The organism is Saonia flava (assembly GCF_011927795.1).
GTDB lineage: Bacteria > Bacteroidota > Bacteroidia > Flavobacteriales > Flavobacteriaceae > Saonia > Saonia flava.
In genome coordinates this window covers 111,386-125,092 of record NZ_JAATJJ010000002.1, presented here as the reverse complement: position 1 = coordinate 125,092, position 13,707 = coordinate 111,386, and the positions used below count along the sequence as shown (strand labels likewise).

Here is a 13,707-nt window from a genome sequence, read left to right as displayed (position 1 = left end):
TTATACAAGGGTTTGGTTATTATTTTGTTTTGGGAAATGTGTTTGAAAAACTTTTTCACTGTAACCCCATAATTGCAATGACAAAGAGCTTTAATTTAGTAAACATATGAGCGCTTAATTGCATATGGTATGGTAGTGTCTTTACCTTTCAATCAAATATATGTTCTTCATAACCTTCCCACCATTTTTTGATATCAATTTTTGGCTCTTTACAAATAAAAAGAGGTATTCCATTTTCTTCGTCAATTGCATATTTGTGAGTAATTGTCTTCACCAATATTACTTCTTCAAATACATGTTCCACAGACGTTTTTTCGTTGCCCAGGCTAATCCAAACATCAGCATCTATCTTTCCATACCCCCAAGTCCAAAAACTTCCATGTCTACTAATTGGATTTGGAAGGTTATATTTTTTTCCCAATATTTTGAGAGCACCAGCCTCTCCATAGTTTTCAGCCCATAAAACACAATTGTTTTTTTCTTTAGGACTTAACGTTTGGTATACACTATCCACTAATTTTACTTGTTCTTCCCAACCAAACATATCTGCATAATCTTCCTTTAATTCTATTCTTCCGTTTTTCTCTTTAAGTTGGGCATATTTAACATACTTTTCTATAGGTAAAATAGGTGTTGCTTCCGGAATAAAATATATTGAAGGCAACAGGACAATTCCTGCAATTGCGTATATATACCATTTTTTTTTGGACAATGAAGATTCTAACTTCACTGCACCACCAGCAAAAAGAACCGGATAAATGGCAAACACATAATATGCTTTAGAGTTTAATAGCCACATGGTACAAAAAATAACTAACGATGCAATTCCAATTGTTCTGTATTTTTTTAAGTTTTTATCTATTATAAATGCGCCCAAACCAAAAAGGCTAACAATAAGTGTAAATGGAAAGTTTAATTGCTCAAGCCCGAATTCCATTGGATTCATATCATCCAATTGGGTTTTATTAAGAGCTTGTAAATGTTTTAAGAGTGGAAAATCATTTTGAACTTGCCAGATAATATTTGGCAAGAAAATAATTAATGAAATTAAAGCCGAAATGTATGTCCATTTTCCTTTAAACACACTTCCTTTTTGGTGGAAAAATAAGCCAACAAATAGTCCAAAGGCCCAAACTAGTATAGTGTATTTGTTCATTAACCCAAAGCCTAAGGTTATTCCTAAAAGGATAAGGAATTTTTTGTTTTGTGAGTTGATAAACTTAATGACAAAGTAAAAGCCTAAGGTCCAGAATAATTGGTCAAAAGCTACGGGTTGGAATAAGGTATGGTTTCTGTAAAATGGAAGAAATGCCAAGACACATATACCCGCAAGTAAAATGGCTTTTGCTTTTCCACCAAGCTCTTTAGCAATTAAACAACATAAAATTAGAATACCAACACCGGCAAGAGTTGGAAAAAAGCGTACTCCCAATAGAGAATAATCAAAAAGCCAAAAAGATATTTTCCCCAGTAAACCTATAAGCGGTGGAAATTCCATAAATCCCCAATTTAGATGCTCACTAACTGATAAATGAAGTAATTCATCACGATGAAATCCGTAGTTCCGATTTCCAAGCCATTGAAATATTAGTTTAATAGTTGAAAGAATTAGAAGTATTGGCAAGTATTTTTTCATTGGGGTATTTTTGGCTGTATTGGATAGTTAGGGAAGAAGTAGTTGCTTTTTATCTTCACTGTTTTTGGTTGGGTTTCTAATAGAATGCAATAGTGTAAACAATAAAATGTATAGACCTTGTTTTCAATTCTTTATTCTTACTATTTGTCCATTTGCTTGGTTGAGATTGTTTCGTTCAATTAAAGCCAGTATATCTCCACTTGGTAATTGTTTTAGTGTTCTAACCCTTCCTTCGATATCAAGGCCATATGTTTCATTGGTTTCACGGTTATATTTCATAAGTCTTCTATATGCCAATGAACCAAAAAGAAAATAGTCATTCCAATCAGAAATAGTACTTCCATTTACTTTTAATAAACATGCAGGAGCAACAGCTTGTCCTCCATCATGTGTTGGAACCGTCCAGTAATGTTCTGGCAACACCGTAAAGACAGCAGCAGAGTCTTTTGAAATTGTGGATACGGTAGCTCCATCATAATTAATGCCATAAGAAAAAAGAGGCCAACCATAATTCTTTCCCTTTTCAATGATATTGAGTTCATCTCCTCCTTTGGGGCCATGCTCAACTCCAAACAGGGTATGGGTTGTTTTCTCATAATATAAACCTTGTACATCTCTATGTCCATAACTCCAAATGGTTGTGGGGGATGTAAAACCCTCAAAAATAGGATTATCGGAGGGTATGCTCCCGTCCTCCATTAACCTATGTATCTTACCAGCATCGTCATTTAGGTCTTGTGCATTTAAAACTGGGTTTGTGCTCGTTGAAAAATTGGAATTTCCAACATTTAGAAAGAAATGGGTGTCATCCTCCCAAATTATCCGCATTCCGTTACCGGTATAATTTGTTTTTCTTGTTTGGAAAATAGTCTCTAACTGGGTAGCAGCATTGTTCTGTATTTTTAATCGAGATACCTTTGCCAAACCATCAGAATCCAAATAGGAAATATATATCCATGAGTTGGTTGGGTAATTGGGATGAATACTAACATCCATAAGCCCACCATGTAAAATTGCACGTAATTCAGAGATGCCAAAAGTTACAACTTGGGGCATTCCAGTTATTTCGGTTTTAGTACCATTTTTAAAGTGGAACATTTTCCCAATCCTGTCTGTGATGAAGTATTCGTTATCTTCAACTATGGCTATTCCATAGGGAATGGTAAACCCTTGTGCAATGGTATCCATAGTAAAGGAATCATTGCTAATAGGGTAGGGGGAATCCGGAACCTTAACAATGTTGCTTTGGCAGCTTATTAGACAACCGACTAAAAGGAATGCAAATAATAGTTTAATGGACTTCAAGGTTGTTTGGTTTACACTAGTATTTTGTTAACGAGAATCCCAATCGAAATCATCCGCTTAGATTCACTATTCCTTAAAGTTAAGGATTTTTGTTTAAGAAATTCCACCGAAATGAGCTATACATGTTGTTGTGCTTTCCTTATTTTAATTCTGGTTGTATTGTATTTTTAAAATTGAAATTTCCAGATAAGTTTCTTTTATTTTGTCTGTTTTTTTGAGGTGGCACTTCATAAGGCTTTCCTTTATATTTTGAATTAACAGGACAAGTATGTAATACGCACAGAAATGAATTAAATTTCATGATATACTTCATCAAATGGAACTCTAAAACGTGGTCCATAGATTCCTTTATCATCTCTTATTCCACATGCAATAACCATTGTTATTTCTGCATTCGTAGGAAGCTTTAAAATTCTTTTTACCCTTAAGGTATCACTACCTTCCATAGGACACGTATCATAGCCAATTGCTGCCATACTTATCATGAAGTTTTCGGCGGCTAATCCAGCACTTTTATGGGCTACAATCCGCATATCACTTAATCGGGTTTGCCTATATGTTGGTTTAAAAAAACCAATGATTTGAAAGACAATATATTTAATGAAACCTAGTATTCCCAAAAAATCTGTATAAATAGTTGGAATCAATTTACTATAATAATCAGAAGCCATTTTTTTTCGCTTCAAATCGCGATCACTAAGACCTTCTTTATCATACACCTTGTTTAAAAAATTTATATTGGCTTTTGCTCTTTTTCGCCACAAATCTTTACGAGCTACAACAACAACCAGTTGCTGTGCGGTCTTTGCCGCACTCTGGTTTAAACAAGCCTTGGCCATTTCACCTAATATTTCTTTATTGGTAATGTGATAAAACTCCCAAAGTTGAAGATTACTGCTCGTTGGAGCTAAGGAGGCATTAACTATGCATTGTCTTACTTTTTTAGAATCAATGGATTCGTTTTTATATACTCTTACAGATCTTCTGTAAGAAATAGCTTCTGAAACTGTTTTTTCCATGTTTTTATTAAGTAAGAATTAAAAAGTAAAGTTTGTTTCCATGCCCAATGTTCAAAATGTGTTGCAACAATTGTATAAACGTACCTTTGTGCGTTTATTTTTTTTAGGCTTACCTCCTTTCTGTTTCTATATAAAAATTAGGATCTACCTTAAAAGATGCCACATCACCCTTTAATTTTTCTGTTTTCCATGCTTCATCCTTTTGGGGAAATAACCAGTGTTCTGTATCTCCGGTAAAAACACGAACGGGCATATCAAAATCCTCTACCACATTGGTATATCTATAGGTGATGGTATTGCCCTCTATAGTATATTCCAAAACAGGAATTTTGGTTGAACGTAAATATTGGTTAAAAAAGGCGCTTAGGTCTTTTCCTGTTTTTTTACTTATGTAATTTTCTATTTGGGCCGTAGTCACTGTTTGGTGATAGAACTCTTTGTTGAGCCCCCGCAATATTTGGCGCCATTTTTCATCATCTTCTATTAACTGTCTTATGGTGTGGAGAATGTTTGCACCCTTATTGTACATATCGCCGGAACCTTCTTTGTTTACATTGTAAATACCAATAAGAGGGCTTTTGTTTCTAATACTATTTCTAACCCCAAGGATATATTCAGAAGCTGCTTTTGTGCCAAAATGATAATCTAAATATAAGCTTTCCGAGTACATGGTAAATCCTTCGTGCACCCACATATCTGCTGCATCTTTATAGGTAATGTTGTTTGCAAACCATTCATGGCCTGCTTCATGGATGATAATATAATCGAACTTTAGACCCCAGCCAGAGCCAGAAAGGTCACGCCCCAAATACCCATTGCCATATTGGTTCCCATAGGTAACAGAACTTTGGTGTTCCATGCCCAGATATGGAACTTCCACTAGTTTAAAACTATCTTCATAAAAAGGGTAGGGGCCAAACCAATGTTCAAAAGCTTCCATCATTAAAGGAGCCTGCTTAAACTGTTCCTGTGCTTTTTCGAGGTTATCCTTTAGTACATAGTAGTCCATGTCCAATGGGCCTTTTTCACCCTTATATTTCTCCCCAAAATATACATAGTCACCAATATTTACATTCACCCCATAATTATTTATAGGGTTTTCCACTGCCCAGTGATAGGTGGTAGTGCTTTGGTGCTCCTCCACTTTTATAAGTCTTCCATTGGAGACATCCATTAAACCCTTGGGCACGGTGACACTTATGTCCATACTATCCACTTCATCATACATATGGTCCTTATTTGGCCACCAAACGCTGGCTCCCAATCCTTGACAAGATGTGGCTATAAAATCTTTGCCATTACTATCTTTTTTCCAAGAAAACCCGCCATCCCATGGAGCACGGACTGCCTCTTTTGGATGCCCAGAATAATGCACAATAATTTCATAGGTTTCACCTACTTTTTGCTTCTTTTTTAGAGAGATAAAATGGGCGTTAATATTGGACTCCACTTTTAATTCTTTACCATTTTGAGTGACTTTGTCAATCTGCATAGGGGGTTGCAAATCTATCTGAAGTACTTGGTTCTTATCCAGCACCGTATAGCGAATGGTATTGGTGCCCGAAATAAATTTCTCATCAGGATTCACTTCAATGTCCAAATGGTAATAAGTAAGGTCCCACCAGGCACGTTCTGGAGTAATACTTCCTCTTAAGGTGTCTTGTTCTGTGAATTTGGGCTCTTGGGCTTTGGCAACCAAAACAGTTCCCATTAGGAAGGTAAAAAGAATTTTTTTTATCATTATCTCAATATTTTATTAGGAAATACTACTAAGCTTTCATGGCCATTTTCTCCGACAGCTGCAATTCCGAAAAAGAAATTATCAATCACTATGCCATCCAAAGTATATTCGGTTACATTACCTACATATCTGCTATTGTCCCAAGTTGGGGAAGTGGTGTCCCGCCAATAGATTTTATACCCAATAGCTCCGTCTACCTTGCTCCATTCAAATTTGGCAGAAGGTTCTACAATACCTCCAATTTTAACTTCTTTGGGAGCGGGGGGAGCCCATGCTATGGATGCCAGATTAATGGCGTTGACCGCTGTGAGCTTTTTGGCATAAGCAAAGTTTACATGCTTTAGTACATCACCATATTCAATTCCGTCCTCAACACGAATATCTTGATGTTGTTGCGTGTAATTTTCATGCGCTTCCATAATACGAATTCCAGCATGGCCAGCATCATTAAAAGGTCTATGGTGGCCACCACGACCAAACCTGTCCAATCTGTATATAAGCATGGGGTTCATTTCTGGCATGTATGTTTTCGTAGTTTTGTGGACATAGCGGGCCAATTGTCTGGATATACCATCCACTTCCCCTCCATAAAAACGTCTTGCACGTCTTTCTTGTTCCGTTTCTGTAGGCGGAACAGGTTCGGAGAATATTCTAAAATCCACATTGCTCACTATACCATCCACACCTTTGATGTTTCCAATCATATCATTGTTAAGAATGCCGATGATTTCCCAACCTTTTTCTTTAGCATATGCCGCGAGACCCTTACCGCCATATAAACCTTGCTCTTCACCAGAAATACCGGTGTAAATAATACTGTTCTCAAACTTATACTTGGAAAGTACGCGGGCGGCTTCCATGGTTCCTGCCATGCCACTGGCATTGTCATTGGCCCCCGGTGAATCGGAGGTGAAATTTGTGGGGTCGCTTACACGGGAATCTATATCCCCACTCATGATTATGAAACGGTTTGGATATTTTGTGCCATGTTGAACGGCAACAACATTTACCACCCAGACATCATGCACAATTCTTGCATTATCCCCTTTTTTTATAAAATCCTTTTGGTAAAAAACATCCAGGCAACCTCCACAATCTGTTGATGTTTTTTCAAATTCTGACTTTATCCATCTTCTAGCAGCTCCAATACCTCTGGTTTCAGAAATGGTATCACTCAGAGTATGGCGAGTTCCAAAATTGGCAAGTGTAGTAATGTCCTTTTCTATTCGATCCGCTGAAACGCTATTTATAATGTCATAAATTCGACTATCTGTCTGTGAAAATAAGTTTACGGTCGCTAGTAAAGAAATTAAAAAAAGTGTTTTTTTCATTATATTAAAGTGTTGTGTTTTTTATTGAATTGTTTGGCATGGAGATAGCAAAAAAGACCAATTAAGGAATAGATGAATCCTGGAGCGCCAATAATTAATCCAAATTCTGATACCGAAAGTAGAATTGATAAGACGGCAACCCCACAAAAAATGGCAAAATGCCTAGTATAGAACAATAGGGTTAGTGCATTGTCTATTTCCTTACTTCTTTTATAGGCTCTATAATACATTAGAGAAATGCATAGGAAAATTAAAAAGAAACCCACCCCATAGAGTAAAAACAATTGAACGAGTTCATTTTTGGTCATGCCCCCACCATTTCTAAAAAATAAATTTGTTAGGGAACCAATCATGGATTTTAATGGAAAGACATAATATAGGACCACAAACAGCAAAACAGAGTTAAACGCGATGATCCAATTGTCTATATAATTTGTTCTTCTAAAAAAATTATAATGCATTTTCCATAGCATGATCAACACGAAAAAGCTAATGGCAAAACCTATAAAGGCTGTAAAACTTATGTGTAATACAGAAAACCCATCCACAGCTTCCAAGGAAACAACCATTAACGTTGCCGCAAACGCAAAAACTGCATCACTAAAAGCCTCTATCCTACTAATGTTGTGAAGAAATTTCATTTGTCTTATGCCATACTAATTTTAGTCAATACTTTGTAAACTGCTTCAAAAGTTCCCTTACTTTTTTAGTGTTTTCCACAAAATATTTTGCTTGTGTTTTTTGCACTCCCACTTTAACGGTTACCGTACTTTCTGGAAGTTCTTGGAACATGTATTCATCTGTCCAGTCATCACCTATTGCAAAAACAAAATCATAAGCATCTTCTCCCAGCATTCGCACAGAGGCTCTTCCTTTGTTTACATTACTACTTTTTACCTCCATTACTTTGTTACCATTTAGAACACTTATATCATCGTTTCCAATTAGACCAGTTAGAACTTCGTTGAGTTCATTTGCTCTTTTGGCACCAAAATCTGGGTCGGTATTTCTATAATGCCAGGCCAGAGAATAATTTTTTTGCTCAATAAATGATCCTGGGGTACGGTCGACAAAAGAATCCAAAACGGGTTGAATTTTTTCCATCCAATCCCCATTTACTTTTTCTAAAAGCTTAAATTCTTCACCATTGCGGGAAATCCAAACACCATGTTCTACAATCATATTGTACTTTTTAGGCAGGAACCATTTGGTGAATGTTTGTTTATCACGACCACTGATCAAGAAAAGAGTTGTATCTTTTTGATTGTGCAACACATCCAAAAGGTTATAAAGTTCCTCATCTGGAGAGGCTTTCTGTGGGTCTTTGTGAAAGCCTGCGAGCGTGCCGTCGTAATCTAAAAATAACAACCGTTTTTTGGCTTTTTTGTAATCCTTGGTAACAGCGCTTAAAATGGAATCGTTCATTTTTCTTGAAACAAAATCATTGTTTCCATTTTTTTGGTTGACAAGAGTTTCCATAAAATGATTGGCCCAAGTTTCCACATTGTACCTACTTAATCTATTTTGTAATAAAGTATTTCGGCGTATTTGTTCCTCAACAGGCATGGTAATGGCCATTTTTAGAGTATCCGCTTGTTGTTCAAAATTGTTTGGGTTAATTAATAGGGCTTCATTCATTTCGTAAGCGGAACCTGCCATTTCACTCAAAATAAGAACACCGGTCTTATCCGTTCTCGTGGCAATATATTCTTTGGCAACCAAGTTCATTCCATCCCTAAGGGGTGTCAACCAAGCAATGTCACTGGAGGTATATAAATCTATTAGGTTTTCAAAAGGGAGTGATCTGTAAAAATACCAAATGGGTGTCCAGTTTACCGTGGATAGCTCTCCATTTATTCGTCCAACTAGTTCATCTACTTCACGTTTAAGCAATTGGTATTGTGGCACATTGGAACGGGAGGGCACCGCCAATATAATAAGGCGAACCTTTTCTTTATATTCCGGGTATTTATTTAAAAAATATTCAAAGGCATTGATGCGCTTGGCAATACCTTTACTATAATCCAACCTATCAATGGAGACTATTAATTTTGTATCTGGAGAGGATTCTTTGTGTTGGTCCAATCTTTTTTGAAAATCTGAACGTTTATCTTTTTTATTTGCATCATGTAATTGGGCAGACTCACTGAACTTTTTATAATCTATCCCCATTGGGAAAGAATCAACTTTTATTGTCCTGTTCTCTAGATAAATATCATTAAAACTTACTTCCAGCCCCAGCAAACGTCTTACAGAACTTAAAAAATGTCTTTCATAATCATAGGTGTGGAAACCTATTAAATCTGCCCCTAACAAACCTTGCAACAATTCTTGACGCCAAGGCAGTGTTCTAAATATTTCATAGGATGGAAATGGGATATGTAGAAAAAAACCAATACTGGCGTTTGGCCTTTTTTCCTTGACCAGTTGTGGCACAAGCATTAGTTGATAGTCATGAACCCAAATAATATCATCTTCATCCGATTGCTCAATAATGGCATCGGCAAATTTTTGATTGACCGATTTATACGATTCCCAGAAATTTAGTTCAAACTCAGAGTATTCAAGAAAATAATGGAACAGTGGCCAAATGGTACGGTTACTAAAACCAAAATAATATCCATCTATATCATTTTGCGTTAGTTTTACTTTTGCACAGCCTTGCTCTTTTAGGGCATTGTCAATGGCGGGAGCAAGAATTTGTGGTATTTCTTCATCAGTAAGCCCGGACCATCCTATCCAAAGACTTTCACCCCCTTTGTGCACAGATTTCATACCAGTTGCCAAACCACCTACGCTCGGTGTTGCGGTTATAGAACCATTATGAATTTGTAATTGAACGGGTAATCTGTTTGAGATTATGATAGTTTTCCCCATAAATTGGATATGTTTTGACCTTTCTTGAAATTAATTTCTCTAAATTTCGGCAAAATTGATGGCATAAAAAATTAATAGAAAAAGAATTAAGGATATTGCGTGTATGAATAATTTGGATTACGGAATTATTGGAAATTGTAGGAGTGCAGCATTGATTTCTAAAACTGGGTCTTTGGAATGGTGTTGTTTACCAGAGTTTGATTCATCCTCGGTTTTTGCTAAAATTCTTGATGAAGAAATTGGCGGGAGTTTTGAAATCAATGTTGGAGAAAATTATTCAATAGAGCAACGATATAAAAAGGATAGCGCAATATTGATCACTATTTTTTCTGAGGGTAAAAATATTTTTGAAGTACATGATTTTATGCCTAGGTACTACAAGGAAAATGGAGGCTATCAGTCTCCTCCAGAGGTGGTTAGGTACATTAAACATATATCAGGCAGGCCTAAATTCAGTGTAAAATATGACCCAAGACTGGAGTATGCCACAGGAGAGACAAAGACCTATGTTAAACATAATTTTGTGGTAAGCCTTACGGAGGGAGAAAAATTTGATACGGTATTCCTGTACACCTCGTATAACAAAAATGCAGTTGTTGAAGGTAGGGAAATGGAGGTGACAGAGGATGGTTATTTTCTGTTTGGTTACAATGAGAAAATTTTATTGCCATCTACCCGTAAATTGTATTTAGAATTAGAACGTACTAAGGTCTATTGGTTAAATTGGGTAAATAAGACACCCAATTATAAAAAATACAATAACCAAATTATGCGCAGTGCCATTACATTAAAGCTGTTGAGCTATGATAAGTCGGGGGCTGTTTTAGCCGCTGCTACCACCTCATTGCCAGAAACAATTGGTGAAGTTCGTAATTGGGACTACCGCTTTTGTTGGATAAGGGATTCCTCTATGGTTATAAAGGTAATGTCCGAACTAGGGCATAAAAATATTGCTAGACGATATTTGCAGTTTATCATTGACCTTATTCCCGATAAGGATGAAAAACTACAAATAATGTACGGTATCAATAAAGAAAAGAAACTTACAGAAGTATCTTTGGAGCATCTGAGCGGCTATAAAGGGTCAAAGCCCGTCCGTGTTGGAAATGCGGCCTATAAACAAAAGCAGAATGATATTTATGGCATTCTAATGGATGTCATCTATGAACAGTTGGCTAAGTTTAGTATGGACATTGAGAATGGTGAAGAACTATGGGGCATTACAAAGGGAATTGTTTGGATTGTAGGAAACCATTGGAAAGAAGCGGATAAAGGTATTTGGGAATTTAGGGCAGAGGACAGGCATTTTACGTTCTCAAAGGTTTTGTGCTGGGTAGCTATTGACAGAGCAATAAAAGTGGCCAAGATTCTTGGGAAATCTGTAAAAATTGAGAAGTGGACCCTATTGGAGAAAGAAATTAGAGAAGATATTCATGAAAATGCATGGAACAAAAAGAAAAATGCATTTGTACAGTCCTATGGTTCTTCACATTTGGATGCCTCTGTACTATTAATGGAACCTTATGGATTTATTAATGCCAAGGACCCAAGATATGTGGGCACTGTTAAGGCAATTGAGGCGGAATTAAGCAATGATGGGTTATTGTATAGGTATAAAAATGAGGATGATTTTGGATTGCCCTCATCATCTTTTACCATTTGTACCTTTTGGTTTATAAACAGCCTTTTTAAAATTGGGGAGGAAGAAAAAGCAATGGCACAATTCGATAAATTATTGAGCTATAGCAATCATTTAGGATTGTTTAGCGAAGATATTGATTTTAAAACTAAAAGGTTATTGGGAAACTTTCCACAGGCATATTCTCATTTGGCATTGATAGAATGCGCTGTAAACTTCTCTAAAAAAGAGGGAGAAGAAAAAATATTGGAATCTATGCGGGAATAGGGTAAACAAAAAAACGCTCCCAAAGGGAGCGTTTCTCAAATTCAGCTTCAAAACTTAAAGCACTTACTTGAATTAGTCAAAGGTATAACCATTATCTGCAGCTACTTTATCAGCAATTTGTGTGCGTAAAGCCACTACATTAGGGTTGTTGGTATATTTTGTGAAACGTTTAAGTCCCATTAACATCATACGTTGTTCATCTCCTTCAGCAAATGAAACGATAGCTTCTTTTCCTTTTTTAACTACTATATCCGTTGCATTGTAAAGATATAGTTTGGACATGGCTATTTGTGCAGCCTGGGCTTCCTCACCAAAACGTTTTGCATTCTTTTCTGTTCTAAGAATTGTGGATTCCACCATGTAAGCTTGAATGAGGATATCTGAGGCAGCCATCATTAATTGTTGATGTTGTTCCAGTTCAGGACCAAACTTTTGTACAGCACTTCCTGCCACCATTAAGAATACTTTTTTAAGTCTTGCAACAAGGTCTTTCTCTTCTGCAAACAACTCTGAAAAGTCTGGAGTGTCAAAAGAAGGGATTCCCATTAATTCTTCACCAACGGCTGTTGCAGGGCCCAATAAATCAACATGCCCTTTCATTGCTTTTTTGACCAACATACCAACAGAAAGCATTCTGTTTATCTCATTGGTGCCTTCATATATTCTAGAAATACGTGCATCCCTCCATGCTTTTTCCATTGGGGCATCTGCACTAAAGCCCATTCCCCCAAAAATTTGAATGCCTTCATCTGAGACAAATTGGACCAATTCTGAAACTGCCACCTTTAGAATGGAACATTCAATTGCATATTCCTCAACACCTTTTAGTTCTGCTTCTTGGTGTGAATTTCCTGCTGCTTCCCTAAGGGAAATCCTGTCTTCAATATTTTTGGCAGCTCTGTAGCTTGCAGATTCACTTGCATAACATGCAGTTGCCATTTCTGCTATCTTAGATTTTATAGCACCAAAAGTTATAATTGGAGTTTTAAATTGAATTCTTTCATTGGCATAATTTACAGCTTCACCAATGATTCTACGTTGGGCATCCAAACAGGCAGCTGCCAATTTAATTCTACCAATGTTTAGGGCGTTCATGGCAATTTTAAAGCCATTTCCACGCTCTGAAAGCATATTTTCCACGGGAACCTTGGTTTCATTAAAAAATACCTGACGGGTAGAGGAGGAGTGTATCCCTAGTTTTTTCTCTTCATCCCCTAAAGTAATTCCATTTTTTGGATTGTTTTCAACAATGAACCCAGTTATGTTTTTGTCATCACCAATACGGGCAAAAACAATAAATAAGTTACAAAAACCGGCGTTGGAAATCCACATTTTTTGACCCGTAATACTGTAGTGCTTTCCATCATCTGATAGAACTGCTTTTGTCTTACCAGAATTAGCATCTGAGCCAGCTCCAGGTTCCGTTAAGCAATAGGCTCCAAACCATTCTCCAGAAGCCAATTTTGGAACATATTTTTGTTTTTGTTCTTCAGTTCCGTAGAGTGTTATGGGCATAGTTCCAATGCCAGTATGAGCACCAAAGGCCGTACTAAAGGAACCAGTAGCACCAGAAATATAATCACAGACCAACATAGTGGAAACAAATCCCATTCCCATGCCACCATACGCTTGGGGTACTGCGATACTTAGCAAACCCAGTTCCCCGGCCTTACGCATACATTCCTCTGTATAAGCATAGTCCTTATGTTCAAATTTTTCCCAATGTGCCCACAATTCCCTATCAACAAATTCTTTTGTTGAATCGCGCATCATTTTATGCTCTTCGGTTAAATCCTCAAGAGTGAAAATATCCTCGCATTTAGTTTCTTTTACGAGAAATTGACCTCCTCGTAAAATCTCTTTATTTATTGTATCTGTACTCATTTGTATAA

Annotated in this window: 9 protein-coding genes; 1 reads left to right on the top strand and 8 read right to left on the bottom strand. The window is 36.7% G+C overall.

Going from position 1 to position 13,707, the window contains the following annotated elements; genetic code table 11:
• Positions 1-148: 148 nt before the first annotated feature.
• The 7 genes from GGR42_RS12650 to GGR42_RS12620 form a co-directional block, all read right to left on the bottom strand.
• On the bottom strand, positions 149-1,636 hold the full coding sequence (locus tag GGR42_RS12650) for an ArnT family glycosyltransferase (protein ID WP_167964749.1): 1,488 nt from the start codon (positions 1,634-1,636) through the stop codon (positions 149-151).
• A gap of 123 nt (positions 1,637-1,759) precedes the next feature.
• Positions 1,760-2,941 carry a PQQ-dependent sugar dehydrogenase gene (locus tag GGR42_RS12645; protein WP_167964747.1) on the bottom strand — a complete coding sequence of 394 codons (1,182 nt, stop codon included), beginning with the start codon at positions 2,939-2,941 and terminating at the stop codon, positions 1,760-1,762.
• A 290-nt stretch (positions 2,942-3,231) separates the two neighbouring features.
• Positions 3,232-3,960: a nitroreductase family protein gene (locus GGR42_RS12640; RefSeq protein ID WP_167964745.1), complete on the bottom strand. Its 729-nt coding sequence runs from the start codon at positions 3,958-3,960 to the stop codon at positions 3,232-3,234.
• A gap of 109 nt (positions 3,961-4,069) precedes the next feature.
• Positions 4,070-5,701 carry a M1 family metallopeptidase gene (locus GGR42_RS12635; protein ID WP_167964743.1) on the bottom strand — a complete coding sequence of 544 codons (1,632 nt, stop codon included), beginning with the start codon at positions 5,699-5,701 and terminating at the stop codon, positions 4,070-4,072.
• Complete coding sequence (locus GGR42_RS12630) at positions 5,701-7,032, bottom strand: M28 family metallopeptidase (RefSeq protein ID WP_167964741.1); 1,332 nt, start codon at positions 7,030-7,032, stop codon at positions 5,701-5,703. Before GGR42_RS12630 ends, GGR42_RS12635 begins: the two co-directional genes overlap by 1 nt.
• A complete protein-coding gene (locus GGR42_RS12625; RefSeq protein ID WP_167964739.1) occupies positions 7,032-7,673 on the bottom strand; it encodes a TMEM175 family protein in 642 nt (213 codons plus the stop codon). The genes GGR42_RS12630 and GGR42_RS12625 overlap by 1 nt, the downstream gene beginning before the upstream one ends.
• Positions 7,674-7,698: 25 nt before the next feature.
• Positions 7,699-9,909, bottom strand: a complete 2,211-nt coding sequence (locus GGR42_RS12620; protein WP_167964737.1) for a bifunctional alpha,alpha-trehalose-phosphate synthase (UDP-forming)/trehalose-phosphatase — start codon at positions 9,907-9,909, stop codon at positions 7,699-7,701.
• 103 nt (positions 9,910-10,012) lie between these two features.
• On the opposite strand from GGR42_RS12620, the gene GGR42_RS12615 reads away from it, so the two are divergent.
• Positions 10,013-11,815, top strand: a complete 1,803-nt coding sequence (locus GGR42_RS12615) for a glycoside hydrolase family 15 protein (protein WP_167964735.1) — start codon at positions 10,013-10,015, stop codon at positions 11,813-11,815.
• Between the two features lie 72 nt (positions 11,816-11,887).
• On the opposite strand, the gene GGR42_RS12610 is transcribed toward GGR42_RS12615, so the two are convergent.
• The gene (locus GGR42_RS12610; protein WP_167964733.1) at positions 11,888-13,699 is read right to left on the bottom strand and encodes an acyl-CoA dehydrogenase family protein; all 1,812 of its coding nucleotides are present in this window, start codon (positions 13,697-13,699) and stop codon (positions 11,888-11,890) included.
• Positions 13,700-13,707: the final 8 nt, after the last annotated feature.